This window comes from Prolixibacteraceae bacterium, from assembly GCA_019720755.1.
GTDB lineage: Bacteria > Bacteroidota > Bacteroidia > Bacteroidales > Prolixibacteraceae > Halosquirtibacter > Halosquirtibacter laminarini.
The window spans coordinates 3693281-3714297 of record CP081303.1; the positions used below are offsets into that span (position 1 = coordinate 3693281).

Consider the following 21017-nt stretch of genomic DNA (forward strand, 5'->3'; position numbering starts at 1 on the left):
TTTATCACTATTGCAAGGCAAGAATTGAGACTTGGATCGTCAAACTGCACATAATTGATTAACTAAAACATAATATAGTCCCTAAGCAATGGTAATTTCAATAACATTTATACATTCATTTTTTCAACATGTTTATAACTTATAAAACACACATCATATAAGTCTGTTAGAGGTAGATTATTTAGAGTAAAGCAAAAGATATTCACCAAGAGTGTTGGGGTGCTCTATAAGTTTATTTAAATTTGTTAGAAACACCATATCATCGAGTGAATCATGGCAAAACAAAAGCGCGTACTTCTTATCTCCTACTATTGGCCACCGTGTGGAGGGGTGGCAATATTTCGTCCCTTAATGATGGCAAAACATCTTCAACGTTTGGGATGGGATGTGACGGTATACACTGCCAAAGATGCGTTCTATCCAAGTCTTGATTATGGAACAGAAATTCCTGATGGAGTCCAAGTGATAGAGGGGAAGATATGGGAACCGTACAAACTTTTTAAAAGATTCGCAGGACGCAAGAAAGAGGATAGTGCCAACCCCGTCTATGTTCGAGATCGTAAATTTTCGTGGAAAGATCGGTTGTCGATATGGATACGAGGAAATCTATTTATACCCGATGCTAGAAAATACTGGATTGCTCCTTCTGTCAAACGATTAACCACACACCTAGAGAAGAGACCGGTGGATGTGATTATCTCTACGGGCCCACCACACAGTAGCAACATGATCGGTTTGGGTGTAAGTAAAGCAACCCAAACGCCTCTGCTTGTCGATTTTCAAGACCCTTGGACTCAGGTCGACTATTATCAGATGCTTAAAATATCGAAGTGGGCAGATCGCAAACATCGAGCGATGGAACAAAAGTTATTCGAAGGAGCTTCTGCAATTACCATCGCAAGTCCTAGTTGGGCAAAAGATTTAGAGCAGATCGGGGCTAAACATGTCATCCCTCTTCTATTGGGTTACGAAGAGAGTGAACTTTCAGGACTTGACTCTCACAGAGATATGTTTCGTATTGTTCATGCTGGTATATTAGGCTATGATCGTGCACCATCGACTCTCCTAAAAGTGATCGCAGAAATTTGTCAAGAGAATCCTGTTTTCAAGAATCATCTTGAACTTCTCTTTGCAGGAGTCGTAGATGTTGGAGTTAAAGAAGAGATCTCGAAGTTAGAGCTAGATCCTCATACCACCTATACTGGTAATGTAGAAAAACATGAAGCACTTCAATATAATATGGATGCATCCATTTTACTTCTTCCACTCAACAAAGCAGATAATGTAAGAGGTCGTATCCCTGGCAAGCTATATGAGAATCTAAGAACGGGGAATCCGATACTTTGTTTGGGACCTAAAAAAACAGATGTTTCGGAGATTATAGAGCACTGCAATGCTGGTCAAACGTTCGACTATAAGGATCACCAAGGAATAAAAGCTTTTATCCTTAAAAGATATCAGGATTGGAGAAGAGGAGAAAATCCCGAACCTGCAACCAATGTGATGCAATATGATGTATCTTGCCAGATGGAGAAGTTGTCGGAGCTATTACATAATATTTGTTCATAAGTATATGAGACTAAAAGCAGAGATAAAACTTACAAAGCAGATAAAGAACTGGATTCAAATAGGAGTCGTTCGTCCCTGTCTTTGGACCCTATATATAATCCTCCACACATTCTCTATCAAAAGAAGGAATCGAGTGGTGGTCATGATCATAGAGAAACATTTTTTTGATAATACCAAAGCATTAGCACCTGTGTTATCCGAGGAAAAGGATTTGGATGTAGGATATATTGTGAAACACGAGTCAGTCAGAAAAGAGATGATAGAGGCAGGTTACCAAGTGATGCCAATGTTATCTATCAAAGCACTCATCTTCTTTCTTACGGCACCGTTCGTTATATTCTCTTATGGAAGTAGTTTCATTGAGATGTTTCCCTATTTTATCTCTCCTCGCTGGCAGGAGATCACCTTTATGGGACATGGAATTCCTGTCAAAGCACTTAGCAGACTGGTTCCTAAATATCAACACTATGGAAACCATCTCCTTCTACAACAATATAGTCATGCTTTGTGTAGTGGAAAGCCCGAATCCGAGACCCTATGTCACGCACACAATATTTCCATAGAAGAGACATGGATAACGGGGATGCCACGCACAGATAGATTGGTAGAGTTAATGCAACAACCATCTTCAGTACAAACAGATATTAAAAAAGGGGATCGAAGTGCAATCCTATATGCACCAACATGGCGCGCTTATGGAAAGACCGATTTCTTTCCCTTTGAGGATTTCGACCTCACAGCGTTAAAAAAGTGGTTAGATACACACCATGCAATCCTTTACTTTAGAGTGCACAAGGAGGATCTACACCTCAACAAATCCTTCTTTGATCAGTTGGATATGGAGGGGCCTTTTAGAATGGTCAACCAAGACTTTGAAGCAGATGCAGTGGAGATTTTACCACAGTTTGATCTTCTGATATCTGACTTCTCGGCCATCGTAACAGATTTTCTACCCATAGACCGTCCTATTGTATTTATCCCTTATGATTATAAAGAATACGAGGAACAGGTTGGGTTTCTGTTCCCTTACAGCAAAATGACCACAGGAGATATTGTGGATAGTCAAGTCTCTCTTCTTGAAGCATTAGAAAGTGGCTTAAACCATCCAGAAAGAGATCAAAAAGAGAGACAAACGCTATGCAATGAACTATATGACTTTGTGGATACCAAGTCCTCTCTACGAGTGGTTGCAGAGATTAAACGGGCACTATTTGAAAAACAACTTCATCCTTAGGTAACATTCATTTACCCCCTACGCTTCTCCTCCCACCATCTCCTAATAGTTTTGTAGTTGGCAATTCCCATCAACAGGAGAAAGATAGAAGAACGAACAACAATATCTCCGAGCCAATGGGTTAGCAATGGATACGGGATACATAAGACTAAAGCAGTGGCACAAGTAGAACTAAAGATAACACGGATTAGTTTCCATTGAATAGGCTGAACTTGCCAACGTCGATAGATGTAAACGCCTCGAAGCAACAGCACAATTAGATTAGATATTAGGGTTGCCATGGCGGCTCCCTCAATACCCAATATTGGGATAAGTTGGGCATTGGTCACAATAACTAGCACCATTAAGAGCAGTTGAAAAAAAGCCTGCACTCTATATTTATGAGAGTTGGCTAAAAGAACAGCCCCCTGACCTGAGATCATCTCTAAGAGATTGGAGAAGCCAATAATAACAATAACCAATACTCCCGAAGAATATTCCTCAGGTAATATCTGTTCGATATTCTTTAAATTAATAAGAATACCTCCATAAAGAATAGCACCCATAATATACTGATAGAGTGCGCTATTTTGGTAGGTCTTCTCTATGAGCTTTATATCATTGTTACGCCACGCTTCGGAGATCACTGAAGCGCCAATCTTTTTCAAGGCTCTAGCAGGAAGAAGAACCATCGTTCCAAAATAGAATGCAATGGAATAGATACCATTTTGAGAGAGCCCTAGATAGGAGGTCACCATATATTTATCGATATTCACTATCGCAATTCCACTAAATCCAGATATAATGCCAAAAAGAGCAACCCATCGCATCTCCTTGGTAAGTTTTGGAGTAAGAAACTGAAGGTTTGGACGAAAAGAGATCCCTTCTCGTTTGATTAACTGATAGAGTATAGCAATCAATGGTACTCCTAGAATGGCTACATATATGAATAGGAATTGGTCGAAAGTTAGTATGCCACAGAAATAGATAAAAAGCAGTATTAGGTTCAAAACTCGAACAACCACCTCTTTCAGAAAAGTGCCTATCACAGCATTGAAGAGTAGTCGATAGAGTACATCAAAAGCATTAAAAAAGAGTAGAAAAAAGACTAGTGGGACTACATAATGAATGTAGCCTACAAGCAGAGGTGAGTTGGCTTCATTATGAGAAATGAGCCTCTGTTCGACACCTACCTTCATTAGAAAGAGCCATAAAAAGAACCCAATGACCCCTACCATCAACATTAGGAAAGGGTATCCATGATGTTTGTACTCTTTAGATCGAAAATATGGAAACAGTCGGGTGGTTACCGCATCCATCCCTAAGGATGCAAACTGCGCACAGATAGTGGCTATCGCAACCAATACGTTAACCAAACCCACTTGAGAAGTAGAGAGAAGGCGTGGCATCAATATGGTCACATTTAGGAAGGCAACAAATGCACCAAAGAAAGACCAAAAAGAGCCTTTGATAGTTTGTTTTTCAATTATCCCCATATATCTCAGTTACACCACCCTATAGATCTTGTCATTTTTCATCAATAGTTGAAAAATAGAAATACTACAAAGTAGATCCATAATAAATCAAGGTTTTTGTTTGTAATTTGGGTTCAAAAGTAGAATCCTTTTCATAAAAATACGAAACTATAGACAACGAAACACGGTGATCCACTATAAAAACATTATTTTTGTTGGTAATACCATTATATGAAACAAATAGTATGAAAGATATCCATTGGAAAAAAGTTGGTACCATTGTCGGTATTCTTGCCATTTTTCTTGTTGTAACTTACACCTACTTCTCCCCTCTTTTAGAAGGGAGGGCATTGCAACAACATGATCATGACACCTATATGGGCATGTCCTCAGAGATTCGATCTTATCGAGAGACACACCACAAAGAGGCATTATGGAACAATCGCATGTTCGGAGGAATGCCATCTTATTTGAGTGGTACACGCTATCCTGGAAATAAACTCTCTGTGATTGACAACTTATTGCGAGTAGGTCCTGTTCCTGGCAGTAGTGTTTTCCTAACTTTTGTTGGATTCTTCTTTCTTATGTTGGTTTGTGGTGTTTCTCCTTGGGTCAGCTTGATCGCTAGTTTGGCTTTCGGATTTTCCTCCTTCTATTTTATTATACTAGGAGCAGGACATAATACCAAAGCGATTGCGATATCTTATATGGCACCAGTCCTTGCAGGAATCTTACTCACCTTTCGAGGGAAAAAATGGCTGGGAAGTGCAATCCTAGGGGTGGCTCTCGGATTAGAACTGAAAGCAGGTCATCCTCAAATGACCTATTACCTTTTCTTAATGGTGGTGATCTACGGTTTGGTAGAACTCTATTACCATCTCAAAGAGAAGAAAGGGGTGGAATATTTTAAGAATATTGGAGCTCTCTCTATTTTTGCAATACTAGCAGTACTTGCAAATAGTTCGAACTTAGCCTCAACATATGATTACAGTCCTTATTCTATAAGGGGGAAATCAACTCTCGTTTCAGATGATAAGGTTCAAAAAGAGGGTCTAGAACACAATTATATCTTCGACTACAGCTATGATGTAGGAGAAGCTTTTACTGCATTTATTCCTCGTTTAAAAGGAGGAGGAATGAGTGAACCTTTGGATAAAAAGAGTAATCTTTTTCAAGCAATAAAGCAACAACAAGGAGCAGGAACCGCAAGACAAATATGTCGCAATGTGCCTCTCTACTGGGGAAGCCAGCCAATTGTAAGCGGTCCTTTTTACTTTGGAGCAGTACTCTGCTTCTTGGCACTCTTTGGAATGTTCTTTGTTCGTGGTAGATTGAAATGGTGGTTGACGATCACTATCTTTGTGGCTTTTCTACTCTCTTTGGGAAAACACTTCTCCCTTCTGAGTGATTTGATGGTAAACTACTTCCCAATGTATAATAAGTTCCGTGATGTAAAAAACATCGTCATCATACAAAATCTGTCGATGGCTATTCTTGGGGCATTTGCTGTATGGAAAGTAGCAAAAAGAGATTACAAGGATCAAGAAATATCGAAAGCCTTAAAGTATAGTGTTGCCTCTTTGGGAGGTATTTGTATTCTACTTATCCTTATTCCTTCAATTACAGGGAATTTCGTGGGCAGTGTTGATGGACAATTAAAAAACGCAGGATGGCCTTCCAATTGGATTGCGGCACTACAGCAGGACCGTGCTTCCATTGTTCGAGCAGATGCTTTCCGTAGCCTTCTTTTTGTACTGGCTGCAGCGACAACAATATGGGCAGTATGGAAGAAAAAGATTAACCATAAGATCGCATTGGTCATTTGGGCTGCAGTAGTTCTAATAGATATGTGGCCACAGGATAAAAAGTATCTGAACAATAGTCAATTTGTTAGCAGAAGAAAAGTAGAAAATCCTTATGCTCCTTCTAAAGCAGATCAATATATTCTAAAAGACAAATCTCTAGACTATCGTGTTCTAAACATCGCGGTAAGTACTTTCAATGATGCAAGCACCTCCTTCTATCACAACTCCATTGGGGGATACCATGGGGCAAAGATGCGAAGATATCAGGATCTAATCGAACACCAAATTACTCCTGAGATACAACGTATCCAAAAAGGGTTTGCATCGATCAAGAGCGAAGCGGATATTCATTCTCTTTTCAAGAATATGGGAGTGTTGAATATGCTCAACATGAAATACCTTATCTATAACCCCAAAGCCATGCCTTTGACCAACACGGCGGCGTATGGTAATGGATGGATTGTAGATCAAGTGGATTGGATAGAGGACGACAACCAAGAGATGAAAATGTTGGGTGTAGCAGACCTATCCCATGTGGCTGTGGCAAACAACGATATTCGTTCCACTATTGGGGATATATCCTCTAAGCCTAGAGAGCAAGCGGAGATGGTAACCTTAACTCAGTATGATCCAAATGAGATGAAGTATGAGGTGACATGTAATCACAATCGATTGGTACTATTCTCTGAAATATACTATCCCAAAGGTTGGAAAGCATATGTGGAAAATAAAGAGGTAGATATCTATCGTGTTAACTATCTACTACGTGGTCTAAAACTAGAAGCAGGAACACATCATGTGACTTTTAGATTTGAACCAAAATCCTACCGTATTGGAGAGAATATTTCTGGAGTAATATCTATTTTATTACTGCTTCTACTCATAGTTATTGGATGGAAAGAATATAAAAAAGAGCGTAAATAAAATGCTATAGATGGGGAAGGGTCGTCAAAATAACAAACGTTTCAGAAGCTATATATCCGTGATATTTAGCCATCAATTGATTCTATTCTTGATAGGATTCATTATGGTTGTCTATTTCAACGCACGTGAAGCTTCAAAAGAGGTTTACGAAGGGATTGGAATGTCACTTCTAATTTCAGATGATATTTCAGACGAAGTGTTGAAGGAGGCTGTTCTTGAATGGAAAGAGACCAAACAGATACGACAAGCCAATATTATATCTAGAGAAAAAGCAGCAGAGAGTATAAAGAAAATATTTGGAGAAGATGCTTTTGATGTGATTGGATATAATCCTATGCAAAGAATGGTAGACATCTCTCTCGAAGCTTCTTTTGCCAAAGAAGGAGATATCAATATGTTAAGATCCTTTCTCGAGGGTTTTAGTTTTGTTCAGCAGATATTCTACAAGGAAGAACTTTTGGAAACTATTCGTAGAAATCTTAAGAGTCTTTATATCATATCCCTTATCGTCGCCACGATATTTATCATCGTATTCATCTCTTTAATGCGTGTGGTAACCAAGAATTCAATGCAAGCACAAAAAGGGGTGATAAAAAACATGAGGCTAGTAGGGGCATCCAATCGTTTTATTAGAAAACCTTTTCTAGAAGAAGCATGCTGGGTAGGTTTTATTGGAGCCACATTAGCACTTATCACATTGGTTGCATTTGTCGCAATAATGAAGAATTTTCTATACCCATCTCTCATATCGGGAGATCTTGAGGATAGAGTGTTTTTGTCATTCATAATATACTGCCTTGGTATTGGATTGACATGGATCACTACACGACTTCAGCTTTATAGCTATATGAAAGAGAACGAAAATCAAGAAATATTTTAAATAAGCATAGAATGAATGATCAGAAAAATAAAAAATTTGCACTAGAACCAGTAAATTACAAACTGTTGTTGGTAGGAATATGTATCATCATCTTCGGTTTTATTCTTATGAGTGGTGGTGGGTCAGAAGATCCAAATGTATTTGATGAGTCTATCTTTAGTTTTCGTCGAATCACTTTGGCTCCTGTGGTAGTTCTTTTTGGATTTCTATTCGAAATCTATGCCATCATGTACAAACCGAAAAATAAATAACAAAAGATATAATGGATCACATTCAAGCATTAATCCTAGGCTTATTACAAGGACTTACTGAGTTCTTACCAGTAAGCTCTAGCGGACACTTAGCATTGGGAGGACATTTTCTTGGACTCAAGGAAGAGAATAACCTTCTATTCACCATTGTTGTTCACGGTGCAACAGTACTAAGTACGATTGTTGTTTTTAGAAAAGATATTTGGGAACTCATCTTAGCTCTATTCTCAGGAAAATGGGATGAAAAGACTCAATATATCGTCAAACTTATAATTTCCATGATTCCTATCGGAATCGCTGGAGTCTTCTTCAAAGATCCAATCGAATCTCTTTTTGATGGGAATATTGTATTTGTAGGGTCTATGTTGCTAATCACAGCACTTCTTTTATCTTTCACCTATTTCTTTAAACGTAAAAATACCAAGGAAGTATCTTTTAAAGATGCAATGATTATTGGTATAGCCCAAGCATTGGCTGTAGTACCAGGAATATCAAGATCGGGCTCAACCATTGCTACTGGAATTCTTCTTGGAGATAAAAAAGAATCTATCGCTAAATTCTCTTTTTTGATGGTATTGGCCCCTATTATCGGAGCAAATCTTTTAGACGTTTTGGGTGGTGACTTGACAGCAAGTTCAACGATTTCAACGTCTGTTCTTTGTACAGGATTCGTTGCAGCTTTTCTTTCAGGACTCTTAGCTTGTAAGTGGATGATCAATATTGTGAAGAGAGGAAAGCTGATATATTTCGCAATATATTGTGCAATTATCGGATTAATTTCTATCTTTGTGGGCTGATTTTCAAACGTTTATTTTTTATAAACAATCATTTCAGAAACAGATATATAAAGTACGAGTGGGAGAATTGGATTCATTTGATTTTAAGGGCGGTGAGGTGCTTACTTTTGACAAACCATTAGAGTGGACCTCTTTTAATGTGGTTGGAAAGATAAGATATAAAGTGTGTCGACTGCTAGGCGTAAAAAAACTAAAAGTAGGACATGCTGGAACTCTAGACCCAATGGCAACAGGACTTATGGTTCTTTGCACAGGTAAGGCAACAAAAAAAATAGAGCAAATTCAAGGTACAGAGAAAGAGTATATTGCGGATCTAAAGTTAGGTGCCACAACACCATCTTTTGATGTAGAGACTGAAGAAGATGCTCACTTTCCTACTGACCATGTAGATTTGGAGAAAATAAAGTCTGTCATTCCTCAATTTTTAGGAGAAATAGACCAGACTCCTCCTATATTCTCTGCCGTAAAGGTAAATGGTCGACGCGCCTATGATATGGCTCGTAAAGGGGAAGAGGTAGAACTAAGGTCTAAAAAAATATTTATCAAAGAGATAGAAGTTTTAGATTTTAAAGAACAACATCTTGTTTTACGTGTTGTCTGTGGTAAAGGGACCTATATCAGATCACTTGCTCGTGACTTTGGTAAAGCACTAGAAAGTGGGGCTTATCTCACAGCACTTCGAAGAACACGTGTTGGAGATTTTGATGTAAAAGATGCTTATACGATTGAAGCTTTCTGCGAAATGATAGATCGTGCCATGGAAAGCAACAAATAGTATTAGTAAAGATTAGAAATTCGTTACGCATAAAATAAAAATAGAGTCTTCTATGAAGCTGTCAAAATTTAAATACAAATTACCTACAGAACTTATTGCAACCCATCCTGCATATAACAGAGACGAATCTCGTCTTCTTGTTTTGGATAGAGAGAGCGGTAAGATAGAGCATAAAGTGTTCAAGGATGTCCTTGACTATTTTGATAACAAAGATGTGATGGTTTTCAATAACACGAAAGTGTTTCCTGCACGTCTTTATGGTAACAAAGAAAAAACAGGTGCTCAAATTGAAGTTTTCTTACTTAGAGAATTAAATAGAGAACAGAGACTTTGGGATGTATTGGTAGATCCTGCACGTAAAATTCGTATTGGAAATAAGTTGTATTTCGGTGACGATGACTCTATGGTTGCTGAAGTGATTGACAATACAACTTCACGTGGTAGAACACTTCGTTTTTTGTATGATGGCCCATACGATGAATTTAAGCAAGCTCTATACAATCTAGGAGAAACTCCTCTACCTAAATTAATTGGCAGAGAAGTAGAAGCAGAAGATGCTGATAGATATCAGACAATCTATGCAAAACACGAAGGTGCTGTAGCTGCTCCTACTGCGGGCCTACACTTCAGTAGAGAATTGATGAAACGTCTTGAGATTAAAGGCATTGATTTTGCTGAAGTAACACTTCATGTAGGCCTTGGAAACTTCCGTACTGTAGATGTAGAAGATCTTACAAAACATAAGATGGACTCTGAACAGATTTGGATTGAAGACAAAGCTGTAGAAGTGGTTAATAATGCGAAGAAAAACAAGCAAAGAATCTGTGCAGTAGGAACTACGGTTATGAGAACACTAGAGTCTTCTGTTTCTACAACAGGACTATTGAAACCATACGAAGGTTGGACGAATAAATTTATCTTCCCTCCATATGACTTTCAAGTTGCAAATAGTATGGTCTCAAATCTTCACACGCCATTAAGTACTCTTATGATGATGGTGAGCGCTTTTGGAGGATATGATGCAGTTATGGAAGCCTATGATATTGCCATAAAAGAAGAGTATCGTTTTGGTACATATGGAGATGCAATGTTGATTATCTAATCGATTGATTGTTTTAAACACTATATAACTAAAAGGTACTTCATTTTTATAATGAAAGTACCTTTTTTTGTAAATCAAAAACTAAAGAGATCAATATGCAAATGAAAACTTATAGAAACATACTCGGAATCGCTTTTATTTGTTTTGCTGCCTTATTATGTAGCTGTGAACAAGAATATTACCATAATTTCAATTTAAAAAACACAAGTACCGTCAAAGTACTGTTCCGTGGTTACATTGGAGAAAATGATAGTACAGACTTCCTTGTTGATAAAGGACAATCTATAAGACTAAATGGATATACTGATCAATCTGATAATATCAGAATGTCCTCTATCACTACCCTTTATGATTCGATAAAAGTATTTACGGAGACAGGAGCCATGTTTCTTATACGATGGGACAAAACGGAACTAAACAATGCAGATCTTGGATACTCCAACTTCTATTATGATGGAGATTGGGTGATGATTCTCAATAATAGTTCTACAGAATTTACTATTTCAAATGAAGTGATTAATGGTTATAGAACCACCAATGGTCTTCCCGTTCTTGAAGATATATTACCTGATGGAAACTAATCAGGATAAAAGACATAAAAAAAGAGATCCAATAAATGGATCTCTTTTTTTATAGGATTGCATTATAAGAACTTACTTCAATTTTGAGTATAGTCCAGTAAAGCTAATATTATCAGAAATCATCTGTTTCAATTTATCAATAGCAATACGCTCTTGTTCCATTGTATCTCTATAACGGATTGTTACAGTGTTATCTTCTAGAGACTGGTGATCCACTGTGACACAGAAAGGAGTACCAATTGCATCTTGACGACGATATCTCTTTCCAATAGAATCTTTTTCATCATACTGACAATTGAAGTCAAACTTCATACTATCAATGATCTCTCTTGCTTTTTCTGGTAAACCATCTTTTTTAACCAATGGCATTACAGCAAGTTTAATTGGAGCTAAAGGAGCAGGAAGTCTTAGTACAACACGCTTATCAACCTTTCCATTTGCACTAGTAACCTCTTCTTCACAATATGAAGCAGCCATTACTTGAAGAAACATACGATCCACCCCAATAGAAGTCTCAACCACATAAGGGACATAAGACTCACCTAGTTCAGGATCAAAGTATTGAATTTTCTTTCCAGAATACTCTTGATGTTGTTTTAAATCGAAATCAGTTCTAGAGTGAATACCTTCAACCTCTTTAAAACCGAATGGGAAACGATACTCCACATCCACTGCAGCATTTGCATAATGAGCCAATTTTTCATGCTCATGGAAACGATAATTATCTTCTCCAAAACCTAAAGCTTTGTGCCAACTCATACGAGTCTCTTTCCATTTGCCGAACCAATCCAATTCTGTTCCTGGTTTTACGAAGAACTGCATCTCCATCTGTTCGAATTCACGCATACGGAAGATAAACTGACGCGCAACGATCTCATTACGGAAAGCTTTACCAATCTGAGCGATACCAAAAGGAAGCTTCATACGACCAGTCTTCTGCACATTAAGGTAGTTCACAAAAATACCTTGAGCCGTTTCTGGACGCAAAAATACAGTATTTGCACCTTCTGCAGTTGACCCCATCTCAGTAGAGAACATCAAATTAAACTGACGTACATCTGTCCAGTTTGAAGTTCCAGAAATAGGACAAACAATCTTATAGTCTAGGATTATCTGACGAATCTCCTCCAAATCGTTTGCATTCAAAGCATCAGCAAAACGCTTATGAAGAACATCGATCTTCTCTTGATTTGCCAATACGCGTGGATTTGTCTCAAGGAACTGGGCTTTATCAAATGACTCGCCAAAACGTTTGGTTGCTTTGGTTACCTCTTTTTCGATCTTTCCCTCAAATTTTGCAATTTGATCTTCGATAAGTACATCGGCACGATACCTCTTCTTAGAATCTTTGTTGTCAATCAATGGATCATTAAAAGCGTCCACGTGACCTGATGCCTTCCAAATAGTTGGATGCATAAAAATAGCTGAGTCGATACCTACTACATTTTCGTGTAGTTTTACCATTGAGTCCCACCAATATTTCTTGATGTTGTTCTTTAGCTCTACACCATTTTGTCCATAATCGTAAACAGCACCCAATCCATCATAGATTTCACTAGATTGGAATACATATCCATACTCTTTACAGTGAGCAACAAGCTTCTTAAAAATATCTTCTTGAGCCATAAGATGTTCTATATTTATATTTTTGCACAAAAGTAATGATTTTATTCATTACTTTCATGTTAGAAAGTATACTATCATCAAATAGATTCTTTGGTAAATAATTTAATATTCCCAAATTAATCTACCTCTTCGAAATCTACATATTCCCCTTTATCTTTGGTAGGGCTATCAGATTTTCCCTTCTTTTGCGCCCCATTCTTATCAATGGTAACTTCTCCATCCTCCTTTGGCTTTTGTTGTTGGAAGCCTCCTTGTTGAAAGTTCCCCATCTTCTCCATTGCCTTTTTTTGTACCCACTTAGATATGTATGGAGCCAAAAACTGCCCTAAAAGTTTTAATCCGTAATAGACCAAAAGAATTGTAAGGACTGTACGGAGAAAATTAAGTATGCCTAAAATAACCAATGTCTTCATATACAATAAATATCAGAAAATGATCAAAAAATACACTTCATCTCGTTTATTACTTGAAACTGCAAGATACAATTTTTTTTAAAGAGATGATGTTATGAACTTCTGAATGCTACAGATCGTAGTCATCAAAATTATCACTCCCATACTTATTCAGTCCCAATATGATATTAATACCAAAACGACAAGATGCCCCATGCATATCCGAGGCTTTAAACAGAGGAAGGATATTGTCTGTTGCAAGATAAAATTGAATAGGTCCTGTTCTTGTGGCTAGTCCCAGTCCCACATTATCATAAGAGCCTTCGATATAGGAGTAACTAGTAGAGATATTAAGCCACTCTCCTATCAAAGTTCCCGCTGTAATGGTAGAGGAGAAACAGGGTTTCCAATTTTGAAACCTCACACGAGATATTGCACCCAAAGTAAGCCACCAATTGGGGCGATACCCCACAGAAAAATAAGCTTTCATTGGAAGGACCGACTTAAAAACATTCCCACTAGGGTGAAAACGAAAAGAGTTGGTAACAGAATCTTTTATAGATGAGAATGCATTAGAAGGGTCCTCATAACCAGGTGCGTTTTCATTAAAACCATTAGAGATATCCACCCCAGTATATTTAAAGGAGCCTTGCTGTTCAAAACTATTCACTTCCTGACTCCAGCGGATAAAACCGAGGTCCATAATACTCGCACCAAATACAAGCTGGTGGTTATATTTATACTCTACACCAAGATCGAATGCTCCTCCATAATTGCTCATATTTGTAAAATAAGCTGCATTGAAAGTAGGCAAACCTACTCCAGCAAGGTATTGCTGAGGAAAGCCATTTTCATCCACTTTTCCCGGATCATCTTTCACAGTATACTCCAAAGGGCCTGCACCGCTCAACACCCCTTCTGGTTTAATTTCGAGAAGAGTTCCATCCTCTTTAGTCTGCACCTCAAAACGCATATCATCTAACTTCAAAGCCGACAATCCTGCAAGAAATTTCACTCTAAATCCGATTACAATTTGATCATTATATCCTCTTGAATACCCAATAGCAATTTGATTAAATTGATACGCTTCAAACCCCATCTCTTTGGTATTCAATGTTTGAATTCCATTGGATACAGGGGTATCAAAAGCACCATTCCCTTTATAGAGAATATCCATCAAACTTTTATCATAAAAGCCATATGCTATATTACGAGTGGAGATATCCATCATAAATACGTTATCTCCTGCACGAAAGCCATAACTCAACAAACTAACAGAGCTCTCTTGGTACAAATAGTTATACTCTTTGGTTGCATCATAAAAGGAGTTCATATCCAATACTAACGAATCTTTTCTCTCTCCGGTCCCTTTTCTGAAGATATCTGAATATCGTATCCCATTGGTTCTTGCACCAACATCCAAACGCCCCAAACCAGGAACTCCAATATATCCTACCCCAGTATAGGGATAGTGGGCCGGATTAAAATCACCTGCCTGTGGAACCCCATCCATGAAATAGAGAGTAAGTTCTTGTGATAACCCCTTGTGATAACTAAATAATAGTATGATAACTAGTGGTAACACAAACCTAACTGTGCGATCACGCATATTTCTCATATTTTGCAAAAAACATATCCTCATCTATAGATCGTTTTCATCCATATTGGTAACGACTCGCATGCCTAAATTCACTTCAATATAATCCTCACTATGAACAATCACATTTATCAATTTAGAGTGATCCGATCTTTGGGTATTAATAATGGTACGTATAATAAAGGCATCTGCTTTCTTGAAAGCATCAAATTCTAATTCACTTAATTCACACTCTAAATTACCTTCCGAAACAGAAGTAGGACGATGAGACGAACCGATGGAACCATCATCAATCTCAGGTATTTTGAGTTGTCCTAATTCAATAGCGATATCCTTCTTCTCCTCTATCCCATCCTTGTTAGTCACCATATGGGTAAAAGTCTTTCCGCTTTTCCTATTAAAAGGAACCAACTCCAAACGAATTCCCATAGGGATTGCATTTTTATAAGTGCCAAGTAATTTAATCCGATCTACCTTCTCAAAATTATATCCATGATCAAAGTTCATTGTATCTAATATCGCTGTTTCTGTTGCTCTAAAATAGAATGGGAGTTTTACTTCAAGGTCTCCGGAGAGCCCTGAGCTTGGTGTAATAAAGTTAGGTGATTCAGGAGTAACGCGAACAAGAGTTGGGTTTAAATTGTTGCGAAAAGTTCCAGAAAAAGAGACCGCTTTGAACGGCTGAGATATAAATATTGTTTTAATTAGATTGGATCCCAAATTCACACCAGATTCAGTGACATAATTATAACTCCCCTCCAACGAACCATCCTCAACAGTTGCTGGCGCATCAATATAGGTATCAATTTCATCCGACTCCATAGGTCCCTTATCTTCAAAAGTAACCGAATAGACTGAATTCACTTTGAAACTACTACCAATACTATTTTTATAAAATAGCTTCATAAAGCCAGGCACCTCCTCATTCACGATAAAGGCCATCGCATCACCTTCCACTCTATTCCAAAAGGTTGAGAACATTTCAGTGCTCATGTCAGGCAGCTTTCGTTCTACATATCCGAGGTTACACTCTATCTTTTGGTGTATCATTTGAGAAAATTTCACCACCAATGTAAAGTCAACCGATGTAAGATGAGTATCATAAGTTTCGATATGATCCAAGTCTAATGACCCCTTTAATATCAATTGATCTCCATGCCCGTCTTTGATCAGGTTTAAGATCACAGCAGTATAGTTTTGAGTGATATGCCCCATACCACTCTCCACAGGAACATCAAAAGTAAGAGGAGAACCTTTCGTAGTTGAGTTATCTAGAGCCACATGAAGGGTTCCATCAAAAGGGTCTCCATTAGATGCAACCAATACGTCCAAATTTAAAGCATGAAGATAATCTTTATACACATCTATTTCTTTCGCATCGGTGGTATTAAGATCCACCTTAAAAGTATGTGTAAATTCAATTGGTTCCATCGTTTGTAGTTGTACATCACTAGGAGATACAACACCTACAGGAAAGGGGAACAAAATTTTAGGAGTACGAACCTCAAACGCTTCAGGAAAACCAAACAATTTTCCTACTTTATAATCTATTACTCCTTTTTGTAAATATTTAAAGTACAACGTCCCATCCTCTTGTGAGGTAAAAGAAAAACTGTCGCTTATGGGACTTTCTATCAGTTTAGAAATTGAAATATTTGCTTTCAATACAGGAGTTGTTAGCGTTGGATTCCAATTCTCTACACCTGCAAATTTATCAAAATCAAAAGCACTCTTGTCGCACGAAATTAAACTTATGAATAATAAGAAAGATGAGACAATCTCTCTTTTAAATGTTTTTTTCATATAATAATTAAATCACTCATGTTTAAGGACTAACACATGGTTAATTGACCTCATATTTAAAGATATTCCCATTTCCATCACTCGAAACGATATCGAGAGACATATTTTTAGGACCATGCTTACCAACTACAAAATTCATCATTCCCATTAGAGGAAATCCTGTGAGCTCAGTCCCATCCTGATTTAACAAATGTATTTTTCGTCTTTCGAGGTCTAATATACCTAATTTTAAGCTATTTGGCGAAAAATTAACTATCTTAACGATATTATTTGAAGATAATTTTATTTTTTGTCTAATAGTACACACTCCTTTTTCTGAAATAAAAGAGACTTCATTAAGCTCAAGGTACAGGTATTCCATCGCACCATCCAAGTTGATATCACTCTTAATAAACCGATGATTTGAAGCGCATTGTTTTATATCCATACTTCGAACACTTCCATCAAAAAAGAGTCGATATAGCTTCCCATATTTGTCAGATGTTACCAAATGTGTACTTAGATTTTGAATATCATTTTCCAAAAAAAACTTATTTCGGGGTGATCTAGGAAAGTAAAATATTGCATCATTACGTATACGACCTCTTCTGTCCACCAAATATGTTTTTTCTCTATCAGAATAGACAATATAGTCTTTTTTAGCCACCTCAAAATGTTGGACTGGTCCTACAATGTTGGATGATAAAGGTTGAGTAACCCATCCCTCAACACTTCGTCCTTTCAAACTATATACACTGATTGAAGGCTGAACAGTAGGAACAAAAATTCTTTTTTTCACTCCTCTATCATAATCAACTAACGTCAATCCACTGCTTGCAGGTATCTTTAAGCTTATAGGGAAATTTTCAATATCGGCACCATTCACATCTATCAAATAGACCTTATCTTTTGAATTAAAAAGATATTGAACTTTACCATTTCGATACAAATCTACCATCTGAACCTTTCCTAAAATTGGTCCATCTAGTCTCTTTTTCCAAATAGTCTCTCCACTAGAGGACAACATGTACATACTATTTTCGACATCTTGGGCTAATATTCGATAATCATTTTTCACTCTATGATCTGAAACAGAAAATAGCTTCCCATTGAATGTAGTATCTAGTTTTGTAGACCAAATCTTAGATGGTTCATCACAATATTCAGGATCAAAATTAAGGGTCCCTTCGTGGTGAACTGCCCCATGGCTACAAGAGATCGTCCATCCCATAGAAGTAAATTTCATCAATGTTTTATCGTTCCTTTTTAAGCTATTATAAGTTCCTTTGTGGATATTATTTTTCCAAAACGGAATAAATTTCCGTGGACGCATAAAAAGACTAAAATTAGAGTAGTTATCCACAGAATTGACGTAAGTTCGATATGTTTCTGTATCAATTAGTTTTTCCGAAGTGTGACACTCTTCCATCAAACAGACAAGAGCATCAGGAGAGGATGCAAAAAGAATCGAGTTCTTATAAAAGCTATAATATTTTGTATCTACAGATCCAAAAAGATAGCCAAGAACATGGCCCCCAAATTGAGAATCAGGAGATCTGTACACAGAGACCTTCTTCCCCGAAAGAAGAGTATAGACAGTTGGTTCAATCTTAAAGTCTTTTCGTCCTCCTATTTTCTGTATCTTCTTAGATATTTGATGCAATAACATCTTAGTCTTTTCTACATCTTCCACATCCATCCAAAAGAAACGATTCTGACTCATATCCAACTGATTAGACTGAGTATACAAGACACCAAACTCATGCCCCAACACCTTCTTAAATATCTCATAAGGACCAAAACCATACTTCTTTTTTACTACAGCCTGTTTAAGGAGAAGACGATCATAAAGACGATTCTTAATCAAATAACGTTTATAATTCTCATCAAACATTGACTTATCAGAGATCCTGACAGTAGAGATATAAGAGGTTGTTGCAGGAAGATATCGTAACATCAAAGACCTCTGTGGTTTCTGTCCATCCAAGATAGAGATCAAATCTCTTTGGTTCGCCTCTGCAATCGAAGTACCTTCAAAGTGAATCGAATTGTTTCCAATCTTCGTTTGAAGTTTTGTAACATGAGCAAAATTCTTGGTTCTTAACAGCCCTTTTTGGAAAGGACCACAAAAAGCCAAGGAGAACAACGTATTTGTATTTTTATGATTGAAAAATATCTGAATATCATGGTGCTTATTCGAAGAAGTGAAAGGAGCAAAACTCATCTCATTGGTGTGATCCTCTCTTATCAATTGTCGAATCATCTGTTCTAGAAAAATCCCATGATCAGAGAAAATAAAGAGACCATGATTAAACGAGATATAGAGAATCTCATTATCTTGATCATCCACCAAGGTCCAAATAGGATAGCCATTGTAACGACTTTTTTCTAATCTCAGCTTTGACTTTTCAATACTTGCATGCAAAATACTTTTTACTTGCCTTAACTCAGAGGTAGATTTTAAGCCAAAAGTACCTTGTATCGAAATATCACTCTTGCCAATTTTATTTATCGAAAGAAAAAGGGGACGACCTTTAAATAGAGTTCTAGCTGTTTGGTTATTAATAAGAAGTGAATCGACAACACTCACTTTTTTATCAATATGATGTCCTCCAGGCAATTTCACAAAAGAGCACCATAACTCACTGTCTTCTAGTTTTCCAGAAAAACCTAGTAAGTTATCTATATGCAAAATAACAGGAGAGTCATTGGGAAGTGCATTGAAGGTATTGGTCCCAATATATTGATTGGCCTTGCTAAAGACAAACCAACTGATGATCAAAGATATTACCATCAAGACACCCACTAGACCCAAGCTCCTCTTATTCATACATGTAAACTATTTATTTTTTTACAACTTTATATTGATGCTCTTTCCCTTTAGCATCTATTACTTTAACAATATATATACCAGAAGGTTGTGAAACCTTTACTCGCAATTCATCTCCATAAACAGAGGCACAACCATTTTCAAACTGGGCTCCCTGAACAGAATAGACTTCAAAGATACATTTTCCTTGAGGAAGACCAGCTATTCTAACTTTATCCACAAACGGATTTTCTACAATTTTAGTATCATCGTCCAATACAGGATGACTACTAGTAGCTTTCGTTCCAATGGTTAATGTCACAGGATAGTGATCAGAGGTATTATAAATTGCATTTAATAGGCTGTTTGGATAGACCGATGAACTTGCTCCTTCAATTCCCTTATTAAAATGGGTACCATCCTGCCCAACCACATCATAAGATCCACTCTTAAATCTCCAATATCCCTGTCCTAACTTCGTTCCAAGATCGCTCATAATGAAATCAAATCGATCGTCTGTCCCTCCACTAGACTCACAACCAACCTGATATTTATGGGTTGACTGGGTATGTTGTAGACTATAAGAAGGGTTATCATGCCACTCCCCTTCTTGACTTATAGGATCGGCAAAAACCACCCCATCTTGTTGGGGATTTACCATCAACTGATACGCTCCTTCGCTTGCGCCATAAAGGTTTAAATCCCCTATAATAAAGATATTCTCTTTCCATCCCAACTCTGCCAACTTATCTATCACAAAAGTCATCTCCGAAACGCGAGTATTTTTATTGGATTCATCACTACCTGCTTTTAGGTGTAATAGAATAATATGAATATAAGCAGATGGTTTCCCATCCACTAAAGGAGTATCCTTTGTGTGTAATTTATAAAAATAGGCATCTCTAGAGTAATACGAAATCTCAAAAGATTGGGAAGAATCTAATATCAACTTTTTACTATCATAATAGAGTTGGTTCAATAGATAATCCCCTAATTTCGGAGCTGCAACAAATGAGGTTCGCCCATCCATATTCAAGGCATTATCCAATAGATAATCGATATCCTCCTGCGAATCGTCCATCTCATTGCATGTGAAAATATCTGGATGGACATAAGAGAAAAGTTCTCTTAATCCCTCGTTTTTAGCATCCTTCGTATTATCATTCTCATCACAGAATTTTGTGGTTTTTCCATAATATAAGATATTCTGGTGTAGGATCTTAATTTCCTCCTGACCAAAAACAACAGAGGATAGTAATAAAAGTGTAAGTAGTGTAGAAAATTTATTCATTGTATTATAAATATAATATGAGGTTTGATTGCAACTTAGCATATCAAAATCAATTAATAAGCGAAATTATGTATGTAAAAATACATATTCTACCTTACAAATAAATCAATTTTAATCGCCAAAAAGTGGCATTAAAACATACTTTTCA

16 protein-coding genes are annotated in these 21017 nt (G+C 37.1%); 9 read left to right on the top strand and 7 right to left on the bottom strand.

Annotated features, from left to right (window positions below; translation table 11 throughout):
• Positions 1 to 273: 273 nt before the first annotated feature.
• Together K4L44_14615 and K4L44_14620 are read left to right on the top strand one after the other, a co-directional pair.
• On the top strand, positions 274 to 1569 hold the full coding sequence (locus tag K4L44_14615) for a hypothetical protein (protein QZE13778.1): 1296 nt from the start codon (positions 274 to 276) through the stop codon (positions 1567 to 1569).
• A gap of 4 nt (positions 1570 to 1573) precedes the next feature.
• Positions 1574 to 2803, top strand: a complete 1230-nt coding sequence (locus tag K4L44_14620) for a CDP-glycerol glycerophosphotransferase family protein (GenBank protein QZE13779.1) — start codon at positions 1574 to 1576, stop codon at positions 2801 to 2803.
• An 11-nt stretch (positions 2804 to 2814) separates the two neighbouring features.
• Here the strand turns inward: K4L44_14620 and K4L44_14625 are convergent, their stop codons facing one another.
• Complete coding sequence (locus K4L44_14625; protein ID QZE13780.1) at positions 2815 to 4278, bottom strand: polysaccharide biosynthesis C-terminal domain-containing protein; 1464 nt, start codon at positions 4276 to 4278, stop codon at positions 2815 to 2817.
• A gap of 224 nt (positions 4279 to 4502) precedes the next feature.
• On the opposite strand from K4L44_14625, the gene K4L44_14630 reads away from it, so the two are divergent.
• From K4L44_14630 to K4L44_14660, 7 genes are all read left to right on the top strand, one after another.
• The gene (locus tag K4L44_14630; protein QZE13781.1) at positions 4503 to 6986 is read left to right on the top strand and encodes a YfhO family protein; all 2484 of its coding nucleotides are present in this window, start codon (positions 4503 to 4505) and stop codon (positions 6984 to 6986) included.
• A 10-nt stretch (positions 6987 to 6996) separates the two neighbouring features.
• Positions 6997 to 7866, top strand: a complete 870-nt coding sequence (locus K4L44_14635; protein ID QZE13782.1) for a permease-like cell division protein FtsX — start codon at positions 6997 to 6999, stop codon at positions 7864 to 7866.
• Positions 7867 to 7877: 11 nt separating this feature from the next.
• Positions 7878 to 8117, top strand: a complete 240-nt coding sequence (locus K4L44_14640; protein ID QZE13783.1) for a DUF3098 domain-containing protein — start codon at positions 7878 to 7880, stop codon at positions 8115 to 8117.
• 11 nt (positions 8118 to 8128) lie between these two features.
• Positions 8129 to 8914 (top strand): undecaprenyl-diphosphate phosphatase, encoded by a 786-nt coding sequence (locus K4L44_14645; protein ID QZE13784.1) that lies wholly within the window; start codon positions 8129 to 8131, stop codon positions 8912 to 8914.
• A 67-nt stretch (positions 8915 to 8981) separates the two neighbouring features.
• Positions 8982 to 9689 carry a tRNA pseudouridine(55) synthase TruB gene (truB, locus tag K4L44_14650; GenBank protein QZE16017.1) on the top strand — a complete coding sequence of 236 codons (708 nt, stop codon included), beginning with the start codon at positions 8982 to 8984 and terminating at the stop codon, positions 9687 to 9689.
• A gap of 52 nt (positions 9690 to 9741) precedes the next feature.
• A complete protein-coding gene (gene queA / locus K4L44_14655) occupies positions 9742 to 10791 on the top strand; it encodes a tRNA preQ1(34) S-adenosylmethionine ribosyltransferase-isomerase QueA (GenBank protein QZE13785.1) in 1050 nt (349 codons plus the stop codon).
• Positions 10792 to 10892: 101 nt separating this feature from the next.
• Positions 10893 to 11372, top strand: coding sequence for a hypothetical protein (locus K4L44_14660; protein ID QZE13786.1), 480 nt, complete (start codon positions 10893 to 10895; stop codon positions 11370 to 11372).
• 72 nt (positions 11373 to 11444) lie between these two features.
• On the opposite strand, the gene K4L44_14665 is transcribed toward K4L44_14660, so the two are convergent.
• The 6 genes from K4L44_14665 to K4L44_14690 all read right to left on the bottom strand — a co-directional run bounded on the left by K4L44_14665 (position 11445) and on the right by K4L44_14690 (position 20869).
• Entirely contained in the window at positions 11445 to 12998 is a 1554-nt protein-coding gene (locus tag K4L44_14665; protein QZE13787.1) for a glycine--tRNA ligase, read from the bottom strand.
• A gap of 116 nt (positions 12999 to 13114) precedes the next feature.
• Positions 13115 to 13411 carry a DUF4834 family protein gene (locus K4L44_14670; GenBank protein QZE13788.1) on the bottom strand — a complete coding sequence of 99 codons (297 nt, stop codon included), beginning with the start codon at positions 13409 to 13411 and terminating at the stop codon, positions 13115 to 13117.
• A 109-nt stretch (positions 13412 to 13520) separates the two neighbouring features.
• The gene (locus K4L44_14675; GenBank protein QZE13789.1) at positions 13521 to 14999 is read right to left on the bottom strand and encodes a hypothetical protein; all 1479 of its coding nucleotides are present in this window, start codon (positions 14997 to 14999) and stop codon (positions 13521 to 13523) included.
• 33 nt (positions 15000 to 15032) lie between these two features.
• Positions 15033 to 16790 (bottom strand): hypothetical protein, encoded by a 1758-nt coding sequence (locus tag K4L44_14680; protein QZE13790.1) that lies wholly within the window; start codon positions 16788 to 16790, stop codon positions 15033 to 15035.
• A 40-nt stretch (positions 16791 to 16830) separates the two neighbouring features.
• A complete protein-coding gene (locus tag K4L44_14685) occupies positions 16831 to 19599 on the bottom strand; it encodes a hypothetical protein (protein ID QZE13791.1) in 2769 nt (922 codons plus the stop codon).
• Positions 19600 to 19612: 13 nt separating this feature from the next.
• Positions 19613 to 20869: a T9SS type A sorting domain-containing protein gene (locus tag K4L44_14690; protein ID QZE13792.1), complete on the bottom strand. Its 1257-nt coding sequence runs from the start codon at positions 20867 to 20869 to the stop codon at positions 19613 to 19615.
• Between the last annotated feature and the right edge of the window lie 148 nt (positions 20870 to 21017).